Genomic DNA, 23,400 nt, shown 5'->3' on the forward strand with positions numbered 1-23,400 from the left:
CGTCCAACCATGATACCCACCAAGAAGCCCGTCCGATCAAATTCGGACGGGCTTCTGTGCTCGATATAAGGTTTACGCGGCGGGGCTGCAAGGCCCGGCGGTGTAGCTTAGCGTCGACGCTTCCAGATAATGCCGAGGATGATGACGATGATGCCGCCGATAAGGCACGCGCCAACTACTGCCAGCGTGTGGTCTCCCGTTGCGGCGAGCTTACCGGTCGTCTTCTTGGTGATGACCTTCGTGGTCGTCGTGTCCGTCTTGGGCGAGGGCTTAGGCGTCGGGGCCGGTGTGGGCGTGGGGTCCACGGCAGCGGAGCCAAAGCTGATGGTGCCCGCGAGCGAGGCCATCTTGCTCTCCCAGCCGTTCTGCCCGATCAGCGCCCTCAGCGCCGCCTCGCACGTGCCCCACTCGGTGTACTTGGTGGCGTGTGCAAAGGTGGGAAAGTCGGTCGTGTTGGTGATGATGTAGTTGTTGGTGGCGACGGTATAGGCCTTGGCGGGGTCGAGCGTGCTGCCGTCCTTGGTGAGTGTGGCACTCACAATGCGCTTGCCTTCGGGCTGCGTCCAATCAATCGTAACGTTGATGCCGCCAAAGGAGAGAACGCTGCCAGAGTCATCGCGCCACTTGTACTTGTCTTGCGCCTCCTGCTCGGTATGGCCGGCTGCCACGTAGGCTTGCTGAAGCTCGTAGCTGTGATTGCACTCGTCGCTGATCTGCAGTGAGTGCTCGAGCGCTGCCAGGAAGTCCGCGCCGGTCATGGTCCAGGTCTCCACGGTGTTGCCGTAAGGCGAGATAGCGATGACGTTGCCGGCGGTCACATCGCCCGCAGCGATGCCACCGCGGATGCCGCCAGCGTTTTCGATAGCGAGGTCCGCGCCCGTCAAGGCAAGATAGGAGCCGCAAATCACATGGCCGATGGTCTGGGCCTTGGTGGTATCGCCCTCCTTGCTGGGGCGGAAATCGGTGGTGCGCACCATTTCCCAACCATGCGTGCCTGCGGCGTCCTCGCCGTAGAAATAGTTGGTGGTGGATGTGCCGAGCACCTTGTTCGATTCGTTTTCAAAGGCCACGTCGAGCGGCTTGATCTTGTTGCGGACGGCTTCAAGGCGGCTTTGGTGGTCGGAGCCCTTGTCGGGGTCTGCCAAAAGGTCATTGACGTTCTTGGCGGTGTAGAGCTTCTCGTCAGTGCCGCCTGCAGGGACTGTGACCGTGTCATCGTCGGTCGTCTCGGTGCCATTCGTGTCGTACTTGTACGGAATGGAAAGCAGCCCCACCTCGGCAAAGGCGCTGCCTGCCTCGACAACGTGGATCGTCTTGCCGTCGGCTCCCGTCACCTTCTCGTTAAGGTTGATGTGCTCGTGGCCTGCGATAAGGGCATCGACGCCACGGAGCCGCGTGGCAAAGGTCTTTGCGTCGAGCGTGTGCGCGATACACACAACAACATCGCAGCCCTCCTTGCGCAGCTGCTCTGCCTCGGCATTGATGGCGTTCGCGGCACTCGAGAAGCTGGTGCCCGCGACCAGGTCCGCGCGCAGCGAGGAACCTAGCGACTCATCCATGGCTCCGACGACGCCGACCTTGATTTTGTAGTCGAATGTGGAGTGATCCTCGCTATCCTCCCAGGTGCGATCGAGCGTCTTCGTGATGCTCGAGCTCCATACGCCGTTCGAGGACGTTGCATTCGCGCAGAGCATGGCGAAGGGCGTGCCGGTGGTGCTGTAGCCGGTCATGGTGCGGAGTTTGTCCGCGCCGTAGCTCCAGTCGTGGTTGCCTGGCGTGGTTGCGTCGTAGCCGTCGGCGTAGAAGGTGTCCATGAGCTCGGCGATGCTCTTGCCCTCGCTCATGGTGGCGAAGGACTGTCCGTGGAAGGTGTCGCCTGCATCGAGTAAAAGATCGGGGGCGCTGCTTTGGGCGCTATAGAAAACCGCCAGTCCGTCAAAGCCCACAGTGCCGGTGCCCTTGCTTGCGTTGTAGCTGTACTTGTAGCTGCCGTGGATATCGTTGGTGTGCATGACGGCCACGGAGCCGTCAATAGCGGCGGGCAGGTTTCCCGCGAAAGCGAGGCTTGGGATGCCTGCGAGCGCGCCGGCAAACAACGCGGCGGCCAACGCAAAGCGGGGGAGTCTTTTCATGGCAGTTTCCTTAGTCCTTAGCCAGAATGTCTGGTTGAATATCGGATTATCGACATAATATGCGAAAACCGCCGCAAGGGCCTCTGTCCCTTTGCGGCGGTTTTGGCGTTTGCGCAGATAAAACCTACCAAAATAAACCTGTCCCTTTTTGGCAGGTTTTAGCTTAGCAGCATGCGGTCGTTGGCGAGCTCGCCGCCCGAGACCTCCTCGAACTTCTGCAGCAGGTCGGCCACGGTGAGCGACTTCTTCTCGTCGCCGGCCACGTCGTAGATCACATGGCCCTCGTGCATCATGATCAGACGGTTGCCCAGACGGATAGCGTCGTTCATGTTGTGCGTGACCATGAGCGTGGTCAGGTGGTTCTCGTCGACGATCTCCTCGGTCAGGTTGAGCACCTTAGAGGCCGTCTTGGGGTCGAGGGCCGCAGTGTGCTCGTCGAGCAGCAGCAGGCGCGGCCTGGTGAGCGTGGCCATCAGCAGGGTGAGTGCCTGGCGCTGGCCACCCGAGAGCAGGCCGACCTTGGCGTTGAGACGCGTGTCCAGACCAAGGTCCAGGCGCTTGAGCAGCTCAACGTACTCATCTTTCTCGGCCTTGGTGACGCCCCACGAAAGGCCGCGACGCTGGCCGCGACGCTTGGCGAGGGCCAAGTTCTCGGCAATCTGCATGTCGGCAGCGGTACCGCGCATGGGGTCCTGAAACACGCGGCCCAGGTACTTGGCGCGCTGCGACTCGCTCAGGCGCGAGATGTCGGTGCCGTCGAGCTCGATAACGCCCGAATCGAGCGGGTACACGCCGGCGATCATGTTGAGCAGCGTGGACTTGCCGGCGCCGTTGCCGCCGATCACGGTTACAAAGTCGCCGTCATTCAGGGTGAGGTCGACGCCGGTGAGCGCGCGCTTCTCGGTGACGGTGCCCTTGTTAAAGGTCTTCTTGACATGCGAGAGCTTAAGCATCTGCCTCATCTCCCTTCGTGTAGGAGCTGCGGAGCTTATAGCGCTCCCAAACCACGGGCACGCACAGGGCCACAGCGACAATTACGGCGGAGAGCAGCTTCATGTCGTTGGCGTCCATGCCCAACTGCAGCACGATGGCGCGGATAAGGAAGTACACCACGGAGCCAAAGACGGCGGAGGCAAGACGGACGCTAAACTGCGTGAGGCCGCCGGGCAGCAGACGGCCGAGCACCTCGCCGATAACAATGGCGGCAAGACCGATAACGATGGCACCGGTGCCCATACCAATGTCGGCATACTTTTGGCTCTGGCAGATGAGCGCGCCCGAAAGGCCGATGAGGGCGTTGGAGAGCACGAGGGCGATCATCTTGGTGGAGTTGGTGTTGACGCCCAGAGCGCGGATCATGTACTCGTTGTTGCCGGTGGCTCGCAGCGCCGAGCCGATCTCGGTGCCAAAGAACCAATACAGGATGGCAACGATAGCCACGGCGAGCAGGATGCCCAAGATGATGGCAACGGTGGACTGCGGCAGACCGGTCATATTGCTGACGGCGGAGAACACGGTGCCCTTGGCAAGAATGGGCGTATTGGACTTGCCCATGATGCGCAGGTTGATGGACCACAGGCTGATCTGGGTGAGGATTCCGGCGAGGATCGCAGGAATCTCAAAGACGGTGGTCAAAATGCCCGTGACGGCGCCCGCGATGGCGCCGGCGCACATACCGGCCAGCACGGCGAGCAGCGGGTCGACGTTGTTATTGACGATGAGCACAGCGCAGACGCAGCCGCCGAGGGCAAAGCTGCCGTCGCAGGTCATATCGGGAATGTCGAGCAGGCGGAACGTGATAAACACGCCAAGCACCATAATGCCCCAGAGGACGCCCTGCGAAACGGCGCCCTGCAATGCAATGAGCATGCTTCATACCTCCTAGGATAGGGTGGACACGTGATTCACCATAATAGCGGTAACAATGCATAGAAGAGCTGCGGACAGACGTTTTGTTTTACCTGAAACAAGCAGGGCGGACGCCGGTCTACAGCGCCCGCCCCTGTGGCTCAGATATTGAATAACGCGGCTAAAGCGCGAGCACGGGCTCTAGACGCATGCCGCGTATGGCATTACGCGTCCAGAGCGGAAAGGTCGATGCCCAGGGCCTCGGCCATTTCGTCGTTCTTGACGACGACCAGGTCCTTGCTCGAGAGGTGCTTGATCGGCATGTCTTCGGGCTTGGCCTCGCCCTTCAGGATCTTAACGGCCATCTCGCCCGCGGCGTAGCCCAGGTCCTCGTAATTGATGGAGAGGGTGAACAGGCCGCCGGCCATGCACATACCCTCCTCGCCAGTCACGAAGGGAAGCTTGTTTTCCTTGCAGATCTGGCCGACCTGCGAGGCACCCGCGGCGATGGTGTTGTCGGTGGGGGAGTACAGTGCGTCGACCTTGCCCACGGCAGACTCGACGACGGACTGAATCTCGTTGGAGCTCGAGACGGTGAAGTCAGTGTACTCGAGGCCAAGCTTGTCGAGCTCCTTCTTGGCGGCCTTGATTTGGACGTCGGAGTTGGACTCGGCGGTGCAGTAGAGCAGGCCGACCTTCTTTACGTCGGGCAGGACCTTCTGCATCATCTCGAGCTGCTCGGCGACCGGGGTGAGGTCGGAAGCGCCCGTGACGTTGGTGCCGGGCTTGTCGTTGTCCTGGACCAGGCCGGAGGCGGCGTAGTCGGTGATGGCGCAGCCCACGATGGGGATATCGGCCGTGGCGCCGGCGGCAGCCTGCGCGGCGGGCGTGGCGATGGCATAAATCAGGTTGACGTTGTCGCCCACAAACTTGTCGGCAATGGACTTACACGTGGACTGGTCGTTCTGGGCGTTCTTCTGGTCGATCTTGACCTTAAGGCCGCTCTTCTTGATGGCCTTGACGAAGCCGTCGTTGGCGGCATCGAGCGCGGAGTGCTCGGTGAGCTGCAGAACGCCGATGGTGTAGTCGGAACCGGCGGCAGCGGAGCCGGAACCAGAGCTGCCGCCGCATCCGGCGAGCGGGGCGAGCGCGAGCAGGCCGGCGGAGACCAGAAGGCTCCTGCGGCTGATGGTGATGTCCTTCATATCATTACCCCCAGTATAAAAATGGCTGGAAACACTGCACTGGGACAAAGTGCAAGTGGGACTATAGTAGCGCTGATGTCCATTTTTACAACAGCCTGGCGGGTTTTTTAATACAGAATCGGATGGGCGGTACGGGTAGTCGAATGGGCGGCGGAGGGTCTTATGCGGCGGAGGAGGCGTCGTCCTCGTCCAGGGCGGCGAAGAGCTTCTTGCCGTCGAGCAGGCGCGTGCTGACGTTTCTCATACGGGCGATCTCGACGGTGCGCAGCGTATCGTCGGTGCCTCGGGCGTCGTAGACCGTTCCCAGCAGATACGAGATGCCATCGCGCTGCCTGATGGCAAAGGGACGGAGTGTCATCCGTGCTGCTTCGGTTTCGCCGCGTGTCGTGACGCTCGAAATATCAAAACTCACCGTGGTTCCGTGGTCGATGGCCTGCTCGACGAGCTCGCACGTGTCGATGCGCTTGATGGGCGTGCGTGTTGCCTTGGTAGCCTTGCTGCCTGCGCTTGGAGCGGGTTCGGGTGTATCGAGGTAGCCGCGAACGTCGGCGCTCGCCATGGCAACTAAGTGCTGCGCCATGCTCTTGCGGATAGCGATAGGCGTGGAGCGGTTGCGCATGACCATACCGTGGAGCCGGATGATCTCTTCATCGGTGAGCGGGCGGGTAAGAAGTTTGTAGCCCACGCCGCGTTTGTATTCAATTTCGTATCCGGCATGGCGAAGCGCGGAGATGGCGGTGTAGATGCTGCGCCGCGCCGCCGAGATGGGCATGCGGGCGGGGTCGTCGGGATGGGCGAGGCGCCGGATCAGCTCATCGGAAAGCATGGCCTTGTCTTCGCCGGTGTTTTCGCTCAAGAGCTGCAGGATACGAACGGCGCGATAGGCTGCCATCGAGGCGGCGCCCCTCGTCGTGGTGTCGTAGGTTTCAACAGCGGCTTCGGTCATGGTGCCCACGTCCTTTCCGTTTTGGGTGGCGACGGTATGGAGCCTAGGACGCGGGGCTTTCCCAGGGGCGCAGGGCGCTCTGGGCGGTCGGTAGTCGTCGGCAAACGGCGGGTCGAGTTTTCAACAGCCCTGCTCAACTGACCAAAAACTTGCCAAAAGCTTGACGGATGCTGTTGAAAAAAGCGTCTCTCGACCGATGTCGAGAGACGCTTGTGCGATGAGCGTTGGCGTGTGGCGACGCGAGCTAGCGTTCGACGATTAGAAGTCGGCGTTGCCCACGGTGCGCGGGTGCGGCAGGACGTCGCGGATGTTGCCCACGCCGGTCAGATACATGACCAAGCGCTCGAAGCCCAGACCGTAGCCGGCGTGCTTGCAGGAACCGTAGCGGCGCAGGTCAAGGTAGTACTTGTACTGCTCGGGATTCATACCCAGGTCCTTGATGCGGGCCTCGAGCAGATCCAGGCGCTCCTCGCGCTGGGAGCCACCGATGATCTCGCCGATGCCCGGCACCAGGCAGTCGGCGGCGGCGACGGTCTTGCCGTCCTCGTTCATGCGCATGTAGAACGCCTTGATCTCGGCCGGGTAGTCGGTCACGAAGGTCGGGCGCTTAAAGTGCTCCTCGGTCAGGAAACGCTCGTGCTCGGTTTGCAGGTCGATGCCCCAGCTTACGGGATAGTCAAACTTGTGACCGGCGGCGACGGCCTGCTCCAGGATCTCGACGGCCTCGGTGTAGGTAACGCGGGCAAAGTCGGAGTTGGCGACATGGTCCAGGCGCTCGAGCAGACCCTTGTCCACAAACTTGTTGAGCATATTGAGCTCGTCGGGGCAGGTTGCCATGACGTCCTTAAGGACGTACTTGAGCATGGCCTCGGCGTTATCCATGTAGTCGTTAAGGTCGGCAAAGGCCATCTCGGGCTCGATCATCCAAAACTCGGCGGCGTGGCGCGTGGTGTTGGAGTTCTCGGCACGGAAGGTGGGGCCAAAGGTGTACACGTCGCCAAAGGCCATGGCAAAGTTCTCGGCATTGAGCTGGCCGGACACGGTGAGGCTTGCATGCTTGCCAAAGAAGTCCTGGCTCCAGTCGACCTCGCCGGACTCGGTGAGGGGCGGATTTTTGGGGTCGAGCGTGGTCACGCGGAACATCTCGCCGGCGCCCTCGCAGTCACTCGTGGTGATGATGGGGGTGTTGACGTAGACAAAGCCCTGCTCCTGGAAGAAGCGGTGGATGGCGGCAGCCGCGACAGAGCGGATGCGGAACACGGCGCGGAACAGGTTGGTGCGCGGACGCAGGTGCTGCTGGGTGCGCAGGAACTCGACGGTTGCGCGCTTCTTCTGCAGCGGGTAATCCGGGGCGCTCGTGCCCTCGACCTCGATGGAGGTGGCAGAAAGCTCGAAAGGCTGGGGCGCATCGGGGGTCAGCTTGACGGTGCCGGTGCAAATGAGTGCGGCCGAGACGTTTTGATGGGCGATCTCGTCGTAGTTGTCGAGTGCCTCGCGGTTCATGACGACCTGCAGGTCGCGGAAGCAGCTGCCGTCGTTGAGCGTAACAAAGCCAAAGTTCTTCATGTCGCGGACGGACTTGACCCAGCCGGCGACGGTGACGGTCTGGCCGCCGAGCGACTCGGCATCGGCATAGAGCTGCGCGATTTTGGTGCGGTTCACGTATCCTCCCATAACGGTTGAATGATAGTTATCCATACAGTTCGATATTTTAGCAGCTCGGCTCATTTGGGCTATACAGATAAGGCATTGGCGGGATGGTTTTTCAAACGAAAAGCGCCCGCGGCCTAATGGTCGTGGGCGCTTGACGAGGTGCCTTTTGGCTGTGTGGCGCGGGGCCTGGCTACTTGGTCTTGGCAACCAGCAGCGGGTCGCCAAGCTTGACGAGCGGGTTGCCGCCGATAAGCGTTCCAGACTCGCCGACATGGTCGATGCTCTTAAGACGATCGAGCTCGGAGACGATGACGGTCACGATGTCCTCGTGACCAGCGGCCTTAATGGCCTCGCGGTCGAAGCTGATGAGCGGCTGGCCTGCCTTGACCACATCGCCCATCTCGACAAAGCGGGCAAAACCCTTGCCGTTCATTTCCACGGTGCCCAGGCCAACATGGATGAACACGCGCAGGCCGTCCTCGGTAATCATGCCGATGGAGTGGTTGGTGACAGTGGTGGCACCGATGCGGCCGTTGGCGGGCGCATAGATGGTGCCGGTAATGGGCTCGATGCCATAGCCCTGGCCAAGCATGCCCGAGGCGATCGTCTCGTCGGGAACCTCGTTCAGGTTGACGAGCACGCCGTTGACGGGGGCATAGATGACGCCTTCGCGGGTAGCGAAGCTTGCTGCGGGCGGAACGGACGCCTCGCCGGTCGAGGTGAAGGTGGACTTAAGCGAATCGAGCAGACCCATAGTTGCCTCCAACTTAAATAGGCGCATATCGCGCGTTTGGTTTGCCGGAAACGTTTCATATGTGTTTCGCGGCTTGGTCAACGCCCCTATTCTACGCTGCTCAAAGATACCTCTGAGCTGGGATTATGTGATATATCAGTTGAAGGGAAACTTATTGCCGGAGTGTTTCTGCGCCACGGGTTCAAGTGGGGTACGCTTGAAGGCAAAAAACAAGGGCGCTTAATTTGCGCGAAGGGAGCACATATGATTGTCGAGAACCATGCGCTGTGGGGCGAGGAGCCGACCGAGGAATATCCGGCGACCTTTACGTATTTGGGTGCCGAGCCGCTGCCCGATAAACCGAATGGCCGCCGCCCTGCCGTGATTATCTGCGGCGGAGGTGCGTTTACGCATATCGCTCCGCATGAGCAGGATCCCGTGGCGTTTGCGTTTTTGGATCACGGCTACCAGGCCTTTGTGCTCAACTATGTCACGAGTTCTACGGGTGACGTGAGCTTTCCGCACCCCCAGGCAGATCTTGCCAAGATGGTCGCCACGGTGCGCGCCAACGCTGACGAGTGGCATGTCGATCCCAAGCGCGTGTGCGTCGTGGGCTTTTCTGCTGGCGGCATGATTTGCGCTTCGCTGGCAACACAGTGGAAGACCGGCCCCTTCGCGGCACTTGCCGGGGCGCGTCCGGACGACATTCGTCCCGATGCCGTGGTGCTGGGCTATCCATTGCTCGACTTTGCCTATGTGCGCGACATGCAGACGCGCGATCCACGCATTGACTTGCGCGTGCCCAAGACGGGCGGCAAGACGGGACGCGATTTGCTCAACGACTACCTGTCGATGGTGACGGGCGGCGAGGCAACTGACGAGCATCTGGCCGACATCTGCCCCACCACGCATGTTTCGCGCCAGATGCCACCGACCTTTGTGTGGGGCGTGTCCGACGACAAGACGGCGCCGATCGCGCAGGTCTACCCGTTTGCGCAGCGCATGGCCGAGGAGGGCGTTGCATGCGAGATGCACGTCTTCGACCAGGGTGGTCACGGCCTTTCGCTCGGCAACGCCAACACCGCGGTCGACAACGAGGACAAGCAGGTGGCGGTCCGTCCCTGGATTCGCCTAGCCTTCCGCTTCCTGGAGCGCCATCTGTAAGAGTAAGAGGGCCAGCCCCATTCCGTCCCTCATAACTTGCGGTGAAATAGTTCCAATTAAAGTCACGGGGCTTTAAACAGGAACTATTCCACCGCAACTTCGTTTTGATCTGTTGGAGACGGAGGAAAATGGATCATTTTGTCGAGGGAGCGGGCGGCTGTTTCTGCTCCCGCGGGAAACCACGTCCCGTTTGGGAAATCGTGACCCGTTTTGGGCGCAGATTCCGGGTCGCAGTTTCCCCGAGGGGCTCGATCGGGAAATCGCATCCCAGTCTGAGCGCCGATTCCGGGCTGCAGTTTCCGCTAGATGCCTCAACCGGAAAGCCCGTCCCGTTTAGGTGTTCCGGAGTGGGATTCGGTTTCCGCAACAGGCCCGTCTGGGAAGCAATGGCCCAGAATTCCCCTTGCACCGATCTGTCGATTGAACGTCATTGTGTGTTCACGCTATCATGTAAGTTTAAAATTGGTTAGCCATGGCAAACGGTTAGCCATGGTGAACATAAATACAACGCCCTGCGGGCGCCGGGGGAGGAACACGGACGTGAAGCTCGATACACTCGAGATTGGAAAGGACGCCGTTGTCGCATCGGTGGCATCGGACGATCAGGCACTCCGACAGCATATTTTGGACATGGGTCTAACGCCGGGCACCGAAGTCACCATGATGAAGTATGCCCCCATGGGCGACCCGCTCGAGATTCGCCTGCGTGGCTACGAGTTGACACTGCGTAAGGACGATGCCGCTCGCATCGAGCTCGTGGGTATTCACGACACCGATACGGGTCCGCGCGCTAACGCCGCAATCGGCACGACGGAGCATCCGGCCCTGGGCGAGGGGACGTATTCGCCCCGTGCGGCAAAGACGGCCGTGCCAGAGGGCGCGCCGCTGCACTTTGCCCTCGCCGGCAACCAAAACTGCGGCAAGACCACGTTATTCAACCAGCTGACGGGCTCCAACCAGCACGTCGGTAACTTTCCCGGCGTGACGGTCGACCGCAAAGATGGCACCATCCGTAACCATCCCGAGGCGAGCGTTACCGACCTGCCCGGCATTTACTCCCTGTCGCCGTACACAGGCGAGGAGGTCGTGAGCCGTCAGTTCATCCTCGACGAGCGTCCGGACGCCATCATCGACATCATTGACGCCACCAACATCGAGCGCAACCTGTACCTGACACTGCAGCTCATGGAGCTTGACCGTCCTATGGTCATCGCGCTCAACATGATGGACGAGGTGACCGCCAACGGCGGCGCCGTGGACGTCAACTTGCTCGAGAGCCTGCTGGGCGTGCCCGTTGTCCCCATTAGCGCTGCCCGCAACGAGGGCATCGGCGAGCTGGTGGACCACGCCCTGCACGTGGCGCGGTTCCGCGAGCGCCCTGGTCGCCTGGACTTTTGCGCGCCCGACGGTCCGGACGGCGGTGCGCTGCATCGCTGCATCCACGGTATTGCTAACCTGATCGAGGACCATGCCGTGACGGCGCACATCCCGGTGCGCTTTGCGGCGACCAAGCTGGTCGAGGGCGATGAGCTGGTAACCGAGGCGCTTCACCTGGATCGCAATGAGCTCGACGCTATCGAGCACATCATCACCCAGATGGAGGACGAGGCCGGCACCGACCGCCTATCTGCGCTGGCCGATATGCGTTTTAGCTTTATCGGCGACGTGTGCGGGCGTTGCGTCGTCAAGCCGCACGAGAGCCGCGAGCACGTGCGCTCCGTCAAGATTGACCGCATCCTGACAGGTCGTTACACAGCCATTCCGGCGTTTCTGGTGATCATGGGCCTCGTCTTTTGGCTGACGTTTGGCGTGATCGGCGCGGCGTTGCAGGGACTTATGGAGGACGGTATCGCTGCCATCATCGCCTCGGCCGATGCGGGCCTCAAGGCGTTCGGTACCAACGACGTGGTGCGCTCGCTGGCTGTCGACGGCGTGCTAACGGGCGTGGGCAGTGTGCTGACCTTCCTGCCGATTATCGTCGTGCTCTTTTTGTTCCTCTCCATTCTGGAAGACTCCGGATACATGGCGCGCGTGGCCTTTGTCATGGATAAGGTGTTGCGTCGCTTTGGCCTGTCGGGCCGCAGTTTCGTGCCCATGCTCGTCGGTTTTGGCTGCACCGTGCCGGCTATCATGTCGACCCGTACGCTCCCATCCGAGCACGACCGCAAGATGACGGTCATGCTCACGCCGTTTATGAGCTGCTCAGCCAAGCTGCCGGTTTACGGCTTGCTGTGCGGGGCGTTTTTCCCGCAGGCGACGGTTCCCGCCATGGTCTCGCTCTATCTGATCGGTATCGTGGTCGGCTGCGTCGCGGCTTTGGTGCTCAACCGCACGGCATTTAAGGGCGACCCGGTGCCGTTTATCATGGAGCTCCCCAATTACCGCCTGCCGAGCGTCAAGACGACGGTGATGCTGGCATGGGATAAGGCCAAGGACTTCATCACCAAGGCCTTTACCATTATCTTTGCCGCTACGGTGGTCATCTGGTTCCTGCAGACGTTCGATATCCGCTTTAACGTGGTCGCCGACCAGTCGCAAAGCCTGCTTGCCGGTCTGGGTAGCATCATCGCGCCGGTGTTGGCCCCGCTCGGCTTTGGCGACTGGCGCGCCTCGACGGCGCTCGTCACGGGGCTCATTGCCAAGGAGAGCGTCATCTCGACGCTCACGGTGCTTTTGGGCGCAACGTCGCCCGCGGCGCTGTCGACCATGTTTTCGCCGTTTACCGCCTACGTGTTCTTGGTCTTTACGTTGCTGTACCCGCCTTGTGTGGCGGCAATCGGCGCCGTCAAGAGCGAGTTGGGCGCGCGCTATGCCGTGGCCGTATTCGCGTTTCAGGTCGCCGTTGCCTGGATCGTGGCGTTTGTCGTGCATTCGGCGGGCATATTGCTGGGGTTGGCTTAAGGGCACGTTGATGCTCTGCGCTTTTGGGCGAGCAACAATTCAATAAAATGAGCCAAAATAACGGCAATTGTCGGCCTGCGGGGACTGTCCTACGCTTCAGATTGCCGTTCGCTGTCTATTTGCTGCCGTTTACGGATTCGTAAATACTTGCAATCGTCGGTCGATTTAACCGTATTACGCGATGTCGATGCGCATTTTGTGCGCCCCTTTCTACAATCACCTTGTTTCTATTGCCGAACATGTCTTCCGTTTCGCCTGTGTGGGGACGTGGGGTGCAATAGTCGTTTATAGAGGATCATTGAGAGGGGAATTGATGAAAGAAAAATTCCAATCGTTCGGAAAGGCAATGCTCGTTCCGATTACGCTCATTGCCATTTCCGGTCTCTTTTTGGGTATCGGTAGCGTTTTTACGACCGAACTGACCCTTGTGTCCCTTGGCGTTAATTGGGGCTGGTATGCCGCTTCGCCGCTCTTTACGTTCTTCTCGGTATTTAAGGGTCTCGGCGAGGTAATCATTGGAAACCTCGGTGTTTTGTTTGCCGTCGGCTGTGCCTTCTCCTTGTCTCGCAAAGAGAAGGGCTGGGCTGCCTTTTCTGCCCTTGTCTGCTATCTCACCATGCTCAAGACGGTTGAGATTCTGCTTGGAGCAGCTGGCTTGGCTGCCGACAATACAACGGTGGAAGCTCTTCAGAAGGTCGGCCTTACGTCCATTCAGGCGAGTGAGCAGTCCGCACTCTACACTACCTCGCTCGGCTTTTTTGGCTACAGCTCTGGTGTCTTTGGCGGCATTATCGTGGGCTGCCTGGTCGCCTGGATCACCGGCCGTTTTTACAAGACCAAGCTCCCAACGGCGCTGGCGTTTTTTGCGGGCAGTCGAACGGTCCCCATTGTATCGCTGGTCGCCGGTGGCGTCCTGGGCGGCATCATGTACTTCGTCTGGCCCGTCATCGGTGGATGCTTCTCGGGTATTGCGACGTTCGTGAAAGGCTCCGGTCTGGTCGGTACGTTTGTCTATCGCTGGGTGCTCGAGAGCCTTGTGCCGTTTGGCTTGCATCCGCTGCTCGAGACGCCCATGTATTGGACTGAGCTTGGCGGCTCCATGGTCGTCGATGGAACGCGCGTGGTGGGCAATAGCGCCATTCAGCTTGCACAGCTCGCTTCTCCCAGCAGTGACAAGCTCTTGGTTAGGGCCTTCATGGCCGGCTATGGCATTAACGATTACGCGTTGTTCCCGGGCATCGCCCTTGCTATGTGGTCTTGTGCCAAGCCCCAGAACCGCAAGAAGGTTGCTGGTCTTTTAATCCCCACAGTGATTTCGACTGTTTTCTTTGGCGTCACGGAGCCTATTCTCTTTACGTTCCTGTTTGCCGCCCCCTGGCTCTACTTTGGCGTTTACGCTCCGCTTTCCGGACTGGGTGAAGTTCTCTCGGAGGCAATGGGCGTTTCGGTGTACCAGGGAAATATCAAGGACCTTATCCCATTCTTATTCCGCCCCGAGAAGCTTAATCTGCTTCCGTACCTTATTCTGCTCCCCGCCTTTTTCCTGGCAGCTTTCTTCCTCTTCCGGTTCTTTATTACTAAGTTCGATATCAAGACGCCCGGTCGAGACGATGGTGACGATATTGAGTTGATCAACAGCAGAGCTGAGTTCGAGGCAAAGGCCGCTGAGGCAAAGGGCGAGTCTGGTAGCACTCCCGAGAAGGCGGTCCAGGACCGTGCGACCAAGGACAGCGCGCTTGCTGTCGGCATTGTCGAAGCGCTTGGTGGAGCCGACAACATTGATGATCTTGACAACTGCATCTCACGTCTTCGCGTGATTGTCAAGGATGGTTCTAAGGTTGCAGACGACGAGGTGTTCACCAAGAATCTTGAAGCTATGGGCGTTATCCGCCTGAGCGACAAGGCAATCCAGGTCATTTACGGTCCTCGTGTCGGCGAAGTCGCTTCTGAGGTGCACGAAGTTCTCGGTGACGAGTAAAACGCGCAAGTGGCTTTCAATTGCATAGCGCAATTCCAGGGCTTGGCTTCCTATCGCATGATTTAGGGGGCCAAGCCTTCTTGTTTTAGATTGTCAAGGCAGATACTCAATAGTTCTTCGAATGCGAGAATACAACTTCCGGTAAAGCAGTTAGGCTTAACGTTCTTAAGATCCATTGGGTGATCGTCATGTATCGTAAAGATCGCGTCTGCCGTCTTGGCGAGTTCACTGTCTTCGTTGCCGGTAAACGCGAGAGTCGTAATGCCCGCGTCGTGGCATGCCCTTGCGGTTTCCAGGATGGCTTCTGTCTGGCCCGATTTGGATATGAGCATCATGCAGCTGAGCGTATTTCGGTTGGATTCGACAAACTGATCGGTTTCTAGGAAGTCCTGTATGACGGCCAAAAAGCCAAGTCCAACGAGCTTGGTCGCCATGTACTGCGCAACGATGCGTGAGAAGCCCTCTCCGTTTACTCCGATCATTCTGTTGCGATGCAGTGCGGCGATGAATACGTCTACATCTCCGGTGTGGCATACGAAGTGGACGCTACTGTCTTTGAGTGATTGATTCATTTCGCGGGAGACATGCTGAAGGTGCTTGAGATCGTACATCATTTCGCGGTAGCCACGGTAGCCGAGCTTTTTAGAAAGCCTGATGACTGTCGTCATGCTGGTAAAGCATGCCATGGCGACGGGTTTTATGCCAATATCATCGAGGGTGTCGATATTGTTGAGCAGGTATTCGAGTACGCTTTGCTCGGTTTCGGATAGCTTTGCGGCTGAGTAGAGCTTGGAAATCTGCTTTTTATCAACCATCGGTGCTCCCTTCCCGCCGGACGTGTGTGGCCGCTTCCGTTGCGTAAATAATAACTCCTTGGGGAATTCCTTTCCCGCCTTGCAGTCGGGGCGGGAAGCGACCCTCCATGCTGGATACAATATCCAAACACAGGCGAACCATGCAATATTGAATGTGCTATTGGGGGTTTCGATATGAAACTTACGGTCATAGGTGGCGGTGGCGTCCGCTCCATGTTTTTGGCAAAGAGCATAGCCCAGCAGGCGTCATCGCTTGGGATCGACGAACTTGTGTTTATGGACAATGATCCCGAGAAGCTGCGCATCTACGGTGGCCTTGCCGCCCATGTCTCGAGCATGCTTTGCCCCACGCTTAATTTTTCACTGACGGGCGATGCAGTCGAGGCTGTTAAGGACGCCGATTATGTGATCACGACGATTCGCGTCGGTGGGGACCATATGCGCGTTCGCGATGAGCGCATTGCTCTTTCGCATGGGGTTCTTGGCCAAGAGACGACTGGCGCAGCCGGCGTGTCTTTTGCCATGCGCTCCGTCCCTGCGCTTGCTTCGTATTGCGAGTTAATCAAGAAGTACGCAAAGCCGGGCGTCAAGGTGTTTAACTTTACTAATCCCGCTGGCGTCGTATCTCAGGCCCTACGCGATATGGGCTATGATTTTACTTATGGCATTTGCGATGCCCCCTCGGGCATGTTGCATCAGTTTGCCGAGTATAAAGGCGTTGATCCCGCATCGGTTCAGGGCGAGTGCTATGGACTCAACCACCTCTCGTTCTTCCGCAATGTGACGGTTGACGGCGAGGACATCATGCCCGACTTGATCCACGACGACGGGGCATATGCTCATACAGATCTTAGGTTCTTCGAGAAGGACCTCGTTCTAAATCGCGGATGCGTGCCAAATGAGTACCTATACTATTTCTACTATCGCGAGCGCGCCGTTGCCAACGTTCTCTCTTCGCCCCAGACACGCGGCGAACTAATCGAAGAAATTAATCGAGAAATGACGAGCGAGCTTGCATCTATCGATATTGAGAACGACTTCGAAAAGGGCCTCGCGTGCTTTGAGAAGTGGTACGGAATGCGTGAAAACAACTACATGGCGGCCGAGACGGGTATTCACCGCGACAAGCCGTGGACGTTTGACGTGTACGGCAAAGATGCTGGCGGATACGCAGGTGTCGCGCTCCGTTTCATGGATATTGCTCGCTCTGGCAAGACACAGCAGATGATCCTGTGCACCCCCAACAATGGCGCCATCCCTGGCCTTCTCGATACAGACGTCATTGAGTCAACGTGCGATATCTCCACCGATGGCTGTGTACCGCATCGCGTCGAAGCCGATTCTGTGCCCGCGGGAAACCTCGAATTGATTCGTCGCGTCAAGTACTACGAGCGCACCGTGGCGCGTGGCATCGTTAACCGATCGAAGCGCGACATTGTCGAGAGCCTCGCGATGCACCCGCTCGTTAATTCGTACTCCTTGGCGAAAGATATCGCCGCGCAGTACTTTGAGCTTAACCGCGACTTCATCGACGGCTGGACAGACTAGTCTGGACGTTAAAACTAGAAATTATGGATGGGCGGACCGGCGTTTATATTGGCGCCCGTTCGCCCTGCCTAGTAAGAAAACGGGTATAGAGTGAACTTGCGAGAGAACTTCAATGTCTTTCTGGAATCGGGCGATCGGGCGAAGGAATGCCGGAGTGGCTGCACGATGGCGTTATATATCCCCTTGTTTGTTATGAGCGCGCTTCAAATTGGTGTATCAAACGTTGCAACTGAGCTCGCCTATATCAATCCGTCCATTACGCTTATTTGCACTGTGGTCGCGGCCTTTTTAAACCTGCTTCTATCGAATGTGGCTTTTTCATTATTTGCCGTCGACCGGTCCAAAGAGACGGTGCAACCTGCTCGAACCCCTCCGGTTTATCTCTTGGCCTCGACGGTTCCCCTCCAGATTTCTGGGGCGCTGCTAATTTATTTGGTTCATTTGATTTTATCGGCAATTGTAGTCTTTGCCTCGCTTGCGAGCAGTCAGCTCGGGGTGTTGTGCTCTCTTGTGGTGGCAGTAATCGTGACGCTTCTTTCCGCGTCGTTCGTATTCGTGTTAATTGAAGATGCGGGCGTGGAGCAGAGGGGACTACGAGGCATTCGGTTTGCACCACGCTACATCATGCGTTCGGTCACGGTGCTTCGTTCCTCCTGGAGAGAAATCGCGCGTCCCGCAGCGCTGCTGGTGGCATGGAACCTGGTTGCAAGTTGCGCTATCCAGGTTCTTGTTGGATGGGTAGTTTCGAGTGCGGCGCTGCCGTCGGCACTTTCAGTGACGGCGCTTGTGCATGAGGGACTTTATTATGGGGCGTTTGCTTATATGCTGCTTTTGCTAGTTCATTGTGCGGTTGCGAGTTGGCTCGAAATTGACGTGCTCATGGGGGTGTCCTTGTGCGTATCCGAGCAGGCGCGATAGCCCGAAGATAAAGCCGCGTTTTCGACATTGAGTTCCTGCGTACCTTGCTTTCTAAGCAGAATTGGCGCGCCGTCTGTTAACGATCGTTTTCCAAGAATTCTTTTGTTGCTCATTTTATAGACTTCTCATTGCTATAATCGCCCACCGCTCAAGATAATCGGAGAGGTTTTCCTATATGGCTCAAACAAAGCAAGGTGGTATCGCACTCAGGCAGTGGCTCCCGCTTATCGGGCTCGCCTGTTGCGCGTTCGTGTTCAATACGTCGGAGTTTATGCCCATCGGCCTTCTGACTGATATCGCCGCATCGTTCTCGCTCACCGAGGCCCAGGCAGGCATCATGATCTCGGTCTACGCCTGGGGCGTCATGCTGCTGTCACTGCCGCTTATGGTGTTTGCCTCGCGCTTTGAGTTCAAGCGTATGCTGCTCGGCGTGCTCGCCGTGTTTTCTCTGGGTCAGTTCCTGTCCGCTGTGGCACCGACATATCCTATCCTGGTTTGCGCACGCCTGGTGGTCGCCTGCGCGCATGCCGTGTTCTGGTCAGTCGCCTCGATTATGGCCTCGCGCCTGGTCGACACCCGCCACGGGGCGCTCGCCATCAGCATGATCGCCACGGGCTCGTCCATCGCGCAGATCTTTGGCCTGCCGATCGGCCGCGCCATCGGGCTGGCTGTGGGCTGGCGCATGACATTCGCCGTGGTCGGGGCCTTCTCCGCCGCCGCGGTGGTGTACCAGGCCGCGGTGTTCCCGGCCATGCCGGCGAGCGAGCGCTTTACCGTCAAACAACTGCCCGAGCTGCTCAAGAACCCGTTCCTGATCGCGCTCTACGCAGTCACGGTCTTTATGGCGACCGGCTATTACGCAAGCTACAGCTATATCGAGCCCTTTCTGGCGCAGGTCGCGCACGTCGACGCGGGCGCCATCACCATGACGCTGACGGCGTTTGGCTGCTCTGGTCTGGTGGGCAGCTGGCTGTTCGGCCGCCTGTTCGATGGGCACCGGTTCCCGTTCTTGGCTATTACGCTCTCCGGCGTGCCGGCGGCCCTGCTGCTCATGGGTCCGGCCACATCGTCGCTCGTGGCAGTGCTTGCCGTCTGCGCGCTGTGGGGCTGCTGCGCCACAGCCTTTAACGTGGCGTTTCAGGCCGAGCTCATCAAGTACACGCCGGCGGACTCGTCGGCCGTCGCCATGTCGATCTTCTCGGGCCTGTTTAATCTGGGTATTGGCACAGGTACCGCGATCGGCGGAGCCGTGGTTTCGGGCCCCGGTATCGCCTGGATCGGCTTCGCGGGCGGGTCAATTGCGGTCGTGGGCGTTATCCTCGCCATCACGGTGATGTTCCCAGCCATCCGTCGCGCAAAGCCTATCGCCTAATCACGTTCCCTCATCAGTTGCGGTGGAATAGTTCCTGTTTAAGGCCTCTGAAGGCCCAAGCAGGAACTATTCCACCGCAACTTATTTTGGGGAAGAGGATACAAGCCGGGCATACAATGGATGTCGTTGTGTTGAGCTTACCGGGAGGTTGCTATGTGGGCATACGAGACGACGTTCTATCAGATCTATCCGCTGGGCTTCTGCGGAGCTCCGCGCGAAAACGCCGCGCCCGTTGCCGAGGATGAGCTTACCCAGGCCGCCAACGTTGCTCCTAACCCCGATGCGCCCATCATGAAGATCGCCCAGTGGGCCGACTACCTGCAGGAACTCGGCGTTGGCGCCGTGCTCATCAACCCGCCGCTTGAGTCCGATAGCCATGGCTACGACACGCGCAGTCTGCGCCATATCGACCGCCGCCTGGGTGGGGATGCCGACTTTGCCGCCGTGTGCGAGACGCTGCACGCCCATGGCATCCGCGTGGTGCTCGATGCCGTCTTCAACCACGTCGGTCGCGGCTTTTGGGCCTTCCGCGATGTGCAGGAGCGCAAGTGGGACTCGCCCTACAAGGACTGGTTCCACATCAGCTTTGACGGCGATTCTTGCTATGGCGACGGCTTTTGGTACGAGGGCTGGGAAGGCCATTTTGAGCTTGTGAAGCTCAACCTGCAAAATCCCGCTGTGGTCGATTACCTGCTCGAGTCCGTGCGCCGTTGGGCCGACGTCTTTGGCGTCGACGGCCTGCGCCTGGACGTTGCCTATATGCTTGACCGCGACTTTATGCGCCGCCTACACTCCTTTACCCGTGAGCTCAAGCCCGGCTTTGTGCTCATCGGCGAGACGCTTCACGGCGACTACAACCAGATCGTCAACGACGAGATGCTCGACTCCTGCACCAACTACGAGTGCTACAAGGGCCTGTACTCCAGCTTTAACTCGGTCAACATGTTCGAGATCGCCCATTCGCTGCACCGTCAGTTTGGCGGCGACCCCTGGTGCATCTACCGCGGCAAACATCTGCTGTCGTTTGTCGACAACCACGATGTGCCGCGCCTGGCAAGCATCCTCACCGACAAGTCCTGTCTGCGTCCCGCCTACGGCATGCTCTTTGGCATGCCGGGCATCCCGTGCGTCTACTATGGCAGCGAGTGGGGAATTGCTGGCGAAAAGGGCGGCCCCGATGGCGACTGGGCGCTGCGCCCTGCGCTCGATGAGCCTGCGCCCAATGAGCTGACGGCGTTCATCACGCAACTCGCACACCTTCGCTCGGCCGATGACGCGGCGGCCCGTGCTCTCAACTACGGTGCCTATCGCAACGTGGTGATCCAGAACAAGCAGCTGCTGTTCGAGCGCGCCTGTGACGACGCGACGGTGCTCGTGGCGGTGAACGCCGTGGGCGAGCCTTACACCTTTGGCGCCGGCGAGCTCAACGGGTCCTTCGTCGACCTGCTTGCCGACGATGCGCCCACGGTCGAGCTGACGGGCACCCTTGAACTTGCACCCTACGAGGTGCGCTATCTGTTGAGAGCCTAGCCCATGGCCGCATCTGACAAGGGCTACCAACATATTGAGCATGGGTTTGAGCCCGTGTTCGACCAGCACTCGCGCGTTTTGGTGCTCGGGTCGTTTCCCTCGGTGCTTTCGCGCGCCAATGCCTTTTATTACGGCAACCCTCAGAATCGCTTTTGGCGTGTGGTGGCCGCGTGCCTCGGTGTGCCTGTTCCGCCCAACGAGGGCGATTCTTTGGCAAGCGGTGAGCCCGCGACGCTCGATGCCTCCATTGCCGTCAAGCGGGTCATGCTGCTTAACGGCGGCGTAGCCCTGTGGGATGTGATCGAGAGTTGTGACATTAAGGGCTCGAGCGACGCGAGCATTCGCAACGTTGTGCCGGCACATATCGAGCGCATTACCGATGCCGCGCCGATTGAGGTCGTTGTCTGTAACGGCGGCACGGCAGGGCGACTCTACAAACGCTACTTGCAAGATCGGACGGGGCTGCCTGCCATCGTCCTGCCCTCGACAAGTCCCGCCAATGCCGCCTGGCGCCTGGAGCGTCTTGTTGAGCGTTGGCACGAAGCCGTTGACTGGGCTGTTATTTAATTTAGATTTTTGTTTGAGCGTGGGCGCCCAGACGTTTCAGAACGCCTCGCCAGATCGGCGCGGGCACGGCTGGCTCGGCGCAAACCATGCCGTCGGTGTCGACGTTGGCGGCATTGCCGCCGCCAAGTCGCTGTGCATGCTCGACGGAGCAGCCCATGCGCACAGCGCCCACAAGCTTATCTATCGCTTCCGAAAACGGTCGGCGCAAAAGTCCCATGCGCGGAGAATGACGAAGCGCCGCGAAGCCGCTGCCGGCACAGATGACAACGCCTCCACACCACAATTGGTCATGGCGCTCACATGCCTTGTGCAGGCGAACGGCGGTCCCACGCGCCTGCTCAGTGCCCTCTCGTGCGGCTCGAATTGCGGCATAGACGCGCGTTCCCGTACCGCCAAAGCGCTCAAGCGCCTGCTCGATAGCTGTCAACGTCTCATCGTCAGCCACATCTTCAATGGCCAGCACGATGCCATCGGCAACGCTGCCGGCGTCATTTGCCTTCAAGTCGACCGGGCGGGGGAGTGCGGTGCCGGAAAGCTGTGCATAGGCGGCGATGGCATCCTGCAGGTCCCAGAGCAAAAACTCAAGATCGGCACTATTGGGAATGCTGATATACGCAATGGTTTGCAGCGTTTTTGGTACATCGCTGCGCGCGGTCGGCTCCATGCTGCCTCCTTTCCGGTTGGTTTCCGTTTAGGTTACACCGTCCGGCGGCGCCCCGCCGCGCTATCCTAGTGCAACCCTTACGAAAGGAACGCCATGCGACTGCCCATGAATACCTCGCTTGCCACGCTCAAGCCCTCCGGCATCCGTCGGATCAATGCGCTCGCCGCCCAGCACCCGGGGTGCATCGCGCTTGCGCTTGGCGAGCCCGATTTTCCCACGCCCGATGTGATTAGCGCCGAGGTGACCGCCGCACTGGACCGCGGTGACACGCACTATCCGCCCAACAACGGTCGCCCCGCCCTGCGTGAGGCGTTATCTGCCTACATGGGGGATGCGGGCCTTACGTTTTCGGCCGACGAGGTCATCCTAACCGACGGTGCGACCGAGGCCCTGTCGGCAGCATTCATGGCTATGCTCAACCCCGGCGACGAGGTCATTATCCCCACGCCGGCCTTTGGCCTGTACGAGAGCATCGTCGTGGCCAACCACGCCAAGGCGGTCTTTTTGGATACGGAGCCTGCGCAATTCCAGATTGACGAGGACGCACTTCGTGCTTGCGTGACGCCGGCGACCAAGGCCATCGTCATCTGCACGCCCAACAATCCTACGGGTTGCATCCTCAACGCGGCTTCGCTCGACGCCGTGGCGCGCGTGGCAGAGCAGGCGGGCATCTACGTGGTCTGCGACGACGTATACAACCGCCTGGTTTATGTGGATGGCTACGAGCGCTTTGCCCAGCGTCACCCGGAGCTGCGTGAACAGACGGTCATCATCGAGAGCTTCTCCAAGCCCTGGTCCATGACCGGCTGGCGCCTGGGCTGGCTCGCGGCAGCGGCACCCGTCATCGCCGAGATCGCCAAGGCTCACCAATACTTAGTATCGAGTGCCGTCTCCTTCGAAATGGACGCCGCAGCGCGAGCCCTGACCGTCGACCCCACCCCCATGCTCGAAGTCTACCGAGCCCGCCGCGAACGCGTGCTCGCAGCCTTAAACGCCATGGGCCTCGACGTAGTTGAACCGGCGGGAGCCTTCTACGCCTTCCCCAGCATCAAACAGTACGGCCTAACCAGCGAAGCCTTCTGTATCAAAGCCATCAAAGAAGCAAACGTAGCCCTAGTCCCGGGCGACTGCTTCGGCACCGAAGGCCACATCCGCTTAAGCTACTGCGTAAGCGATGAAAATCTGGACGAAGGCCTCCGCCGCCTGTCCGCCTTCATTTCAACTTTGTAGCCCTAAGGGATGCAACACATCAGCCCACCGACCCAAGCATTATGAGTGGGGCGCGCCGGCCAACGGAAAACCGGGCTGCCCCATAGTTGACGCAGGCCGCGCCGCCGAAGGCCAGGCGCAAGGTTTTCGTAGATTCCGCACGAGCCGAAGAGCACTTAATGTGCTCTTCGTGCGAGCCAGGACTTGACCAGATCGG

18 protein-coding genes are annotated in these 23,400 nt (G+C 59.3%); 9 read left to right on the top strand and 9 right to left on the bottom strand.

Going from position 1 to position 23,400, the window contains the following annotated elements; all coding sequences use genetic code 11:
- Positions 1–107 precede the first annotated feature (107 nt).
- The 7 genes from PMX21_RS03380 to PMX21_RS03410 all read right to left on the bottom strand — a co-directional run bounded on the left by PMX21_RS03380 (position 108) and on the right by PMX21_RS03410 (position 8,538).
- Positions 108–2,132, bottom strand: coding sequence for a bifunctional metallophosphatase/5'-nucleotidase (locus PMX21_RS03380; RefSeq protein ID WP_271758037.1), 2,025 nt, complete (start codon positions 2,130–2,132; stop codon positions 108–110).
- A 158-nt stretch (positions 2,133–2,290) separates the two neighbouring features.
- Complete coding sequence (locus tag PMX21_RS03385; RefSeq protein ID WP_055250279.1) at positions 2,291–3,085, bottom strand: ABC transporter ATP-binding protein; 795 nt, start codon at positions 3,083–3,085, stop codon at positions 2,291–2,293.
- Entirely contained in the window at positions 3,078–4,001 is a 924-nt protein-coding gene (locus tag PMX21_RS03390) for an ABC transporter permease (RefSeq protein WP_006234992.1), read from the bottom strand. Before PMX21_RS03390 ends, PMX21_RS03385 begins: the two co-directional genes overlap by 8 nt.
- 203 nt (positions 4,002–4,204) lie before the next feature.
- Positions 4,205–5,185, bottom strand: a complete 981-nt coding sequence (locus tag PMX21_RS03395) for an ABC transporter substrate-binding protein (protein WP_117745795.1) — start codon at positions 5,183–5,185, stop codon at positions 4,205–4,207.
- 160 nt (positions 5,186–5,345) lie between these two features.
- A complete protein-coding gene (locus tag PMX21_RS03400) occupies positions 5,346–6,131 on the bottom strand; it encodes a hypothetical protein (RefSeq protein WP_117745796.1) in 786 nt (261 codons plus the stop codon).
- A 258-nt stretch (positions 6,132–6,389) separates the two neighbouring features.
- Complete coding sequence (gene asnS / locus PMX21_RS03405; RefSeq protein WP_055285210.1) at positions 6,390–7,793, bottom strand: asparagine--tRNA ligase; 1,404 nt, start codon at positions 7,791–7,793, stop codon at positions 6,390–6,392.
- A 181-nt stretch (positions 7,794–7,974) separates the two neighbouring features.
- Positions 7,975–8,538 carry a PTS sugar transporter subunit IIA gene (locus PMX21_RS03410; protein ID WP_040359007.1) on the bottom strand — a complete coding sequence of 188 codons (564 nt, stop codon included), beginning with the start codon at positions 8,536–8,538 and terminating at the stop codon, positions 7,975–7,977.
- Between the two features lie 243 nt (positions 8,539–8,781).
- On the opposite strand from PMX21_RS03410, the gene PMX21_RS03415 reads away from it, so the two are divergent.
- The 3 genes from PMX21_RS03415 (at position 8,782) to PMX21_RS03425 (ending at position 14,560) form a co-directional block, all read left to right on the top strand.
- The gene (locus PMX21_RS03415) at positions 8,782–9,681 is read left to right on the top strand and encodes an alpha/beta hydrolase (RefSeq protein WP_161160737.1); all 900 of its coding nucleotides are present in this window, start codon (positions 8,782–8,784) and stop codon (positions 9,679–9,681) included.
- A gap of 489 nt (positions 9,682–10,170) precedes the next feature.
- On the top strand, positions 10,171–12,582 hold the full coding sequence (gene feoB / locus PMX21_RS03420; protein WP_195503403.1) for a ferrous iron transport protein B: 2,412 nt from the start codon (positions 10,171–10,173) through the stop codon (positions 12,580–12,582).
- 313 nt (positions 12,583–12,895) lie between these two features.
- Positions 12,896–14,560, top strand: coding sequence for a PTS transporter subunit EIIC (locus tag PMX21_RS03425; protein WP_195503402.1), 1,665 nt, complete (start codon positions 12,896–12,898; stop codon positions 14,558–14,560).
- A 62-nt stretch (positions 14,561–14,622) separates the two neighbouring features.
- Here PMX21_RS03425 and PMX21_RS03430 read toward each other — a convergent pair whose 3' ends face one another.
- Positions 14,623–15,375, bottom strand: coding sequence for a MurR/RpiR family transcriptional regulator (locus PMX21_RS03430; protein WP_158550125.1), 753 nt, complete (start codon positions 15,373–15,375; stop codon positions 14,623–14,625).
- Between the two features lie 174 nt (positions 15,376–15,549).
- Here PMX21_RS03430 and PMX21_RS03435 point away from each other — a divergent pair, with 174 nt between their 5' ends.
- The 5 genes from PMX21_RS03435 (at position 15,550) to PMX21_RS03455 (ending at position 21,310) form a co-directional block, all read left to right on the top strand.
- Positions 15,550–16,923, top strand: coding sequence for a family 4 glycosyl hydrolase (locus PMX21_RS03435; RefSeq protein ID WP_195503401.1), 1,374 nt, complete (start codon positions 15,550–15,552; stop codon positions 16,921–16,923).
- A 96-nt stretch (positions 16,924–17,019) separates the two neighbouring features.
- A complete protein-coding gene (locus tag PMX21_RS03440; RefSeq protein WP_195503400.1) occupies positions 17,020–17,841 on the top strand; it encodes a hypothetical protein in 822 nt (273 codons plus the stop codon).
- Positions 17,842–18,016: 175 nt separating this feature from the next.
- Entirely contained in the window at positions 18,017–19,213 is a 1,197-nt protein-coding gene (locus PMX21_RS03445) for an MFS transporter (protein ID WP_195503399.1), read from the top strand.
- A gap of 153 nt (positions 19,214–19,366) precedes the next feature.
- A complete protein-coding gene (locus tag PMX21_RS03450) occupies positions 19,367–20,743 on the top strand; it encodes an alpha-amylase family glycosyl hydrolase (RefSeq protein WP_195503398.1) in 1,377 nt (458 codons plus the stop codon).
- A gap of 3 nt (positions 20,744–20,746) precedes the next feature.
- Positions 20,747–21,310, top strand: coding sequence for a uracil-DNA glycosylase family protein (locus tag PMX21_RS03455; protein WP_195503397.1), 564 nt, complete (start codon positions 20,747–20,749; stop codon positions 21,308–21,310).
- 1 nt (position 21,311) lies between these two features.
- On the opposite strand, the gene PMX21_RS03460 is transcribed toward PMX21_RS03455, so the two are convergent.
- Positions 21,312–21,974, bottom strand: coding sequence for a hypothetical protein (locus PMX21_RS03460; RefSeq protein WP_195503396.1), 663 nt, complete (start codon positions 21,972–21,974; stop codon positions 21,312–21,314).
- A gap of 93 nt (positions 21,975–22,067) precedes the next feature.
- Here PMX21_RS03460 and PMX21_RS03465 point away from each other — a divergent pair, with 93 nt between their 5' ends.
- Positions 22,068–23,204, top strand: a complete 1,137-nt coding sequence (locus PMX21_RS03465; protein WP_215674034.1) for a pyridoxal phosphate-dependent aminotransferase — start codon at positions 22,068–22,070, stop codon at positions 23,202–23,204.
- The last annotated feature ends 196 nt before the right edge of the window (positions 23,205–23,400 follow it).

The sequence above is a fragment of the Collinsella aerofaciens genome, assembly GCF_028209885.1.
GTDB lineage: Bacteria > Actinomycetota > Coriobacteriia > Coriobacteriales > Coriobacteriaceae > Collinsella > Collinsella aerofaciens_BA.

Bases quoted from the DNA above. Each gene is read 5' to 3' on its own strand.
- PMX21_RS03380 (WP_271758037.1), bottom strand. From the start codon at position 2,132: ATGAAAAGACTCCCCCGCTTTGCGTTGGCCGCCGCGTTGTTTGCCGGC.
- PMX21_RS03385 (WP_055250279.1), bottom strand. From the start codon at position 3,085: ATGCTTAAGCTCTCGCATGTCAAGAAGACCTTTAACAAGGGCACCGTC.
- PMX21_RS03390 (WP_006234992.1), bottom strand. From the start codon at position 4,001: ATGCTCATTGCATTGCAGGGCGCCGTTTCGCAGGGCGTCCTCTGGGGC.
- PMX21_RS03395 (WP_117745795.1), bottom strand. From the start codon at position 5,185: ATGAAGGACATCACCATCAGCCGCAGGAGCCTTCTGGTCTCCGCCGGC.
- PMX21_RS03400 (WP_117745796.1), bottom strand. From the start codon at position 6,131: ATGACCGAAGCCGCTGTTGAAACCTACGACACCACGACGAGGGGCGCC.
- PMX21_RS03410 (WP_040359007.1), bottom strand. From the start codon at position 8,538: ATGGGTCTGCTCGATTCGCTTAAGTCCACCTTCACCTCGACCGGCGAG.
- PMX21_RS03415 (WP_161160737.1), top strand. From the start codon at position 8,782: ATGATTGTCGAGAACCATGCGCTGTGGGGCGAGGAGCCGACCGAGGAA.
- feoB (WP_195503403.1), top strand. From the start codon at position 10,171: ATGGTGAACATAAATACAACGCCCTGCGGGCGCCGGGGGAGGAACACG.
- PMX21_RS03425 (WP_195503402.1), top strand. From the start codon at position 12,896: ATGAAAGAAAAATTCCAATCGTTCGGAAAGGCAATGCTCGTTCCGATT.
- PMX21_RS03430 (WP_158550125.1), bottom strand. From the start codon at position 15,375: ATGGTTGATAAAAAGCAGATTTCCAAGCTCTACTCAGCCGCAAAGCTA.
- PMX21_RS03435 (WP_195503401.1), top strand. From the start codon at position 15,550: ATGAAACTTACGGTCATAGGTGGCGGTGGCGTCCGCTCCATGTTTTTG.
- PMX21_RS03445 (WP_195503399.1), top strand. From the start codon at position 18,017: ATGGCTCAAACAAAGCAAGGTGGTATCGCACTCAGGCAGTGGCTCCCG.
- PMX21_RS03450 (WP_195503398.1), top strand. From the start codon at position 19,367: ATGTGGGCATACGAGACGACGTTCTATCAGATCTATCCGCTGGGCTTC.
- PMX21_RS03455 (WP_195503397.1), top strand. From the start codon at position 20,747: ATGGCCGCATCTGACAAGGGCTACCAACATATTGAGCATGGGTTTGAG.
- PMX21_RS03460 (WP_195503396.1), bottom strand. From the start codon at position 21,974: ATGGAGCCGACCGCGCGCAGCGATGTACCAAAAACGCTGCAAACCATT.
- PMX21_RS03465 (WP_215674034.1), top strand. From the start codon at position 22,068: ATGCGACTGCCCATGAATACCTCGCTTGCCACGCTCAAGCCCTCCGGC.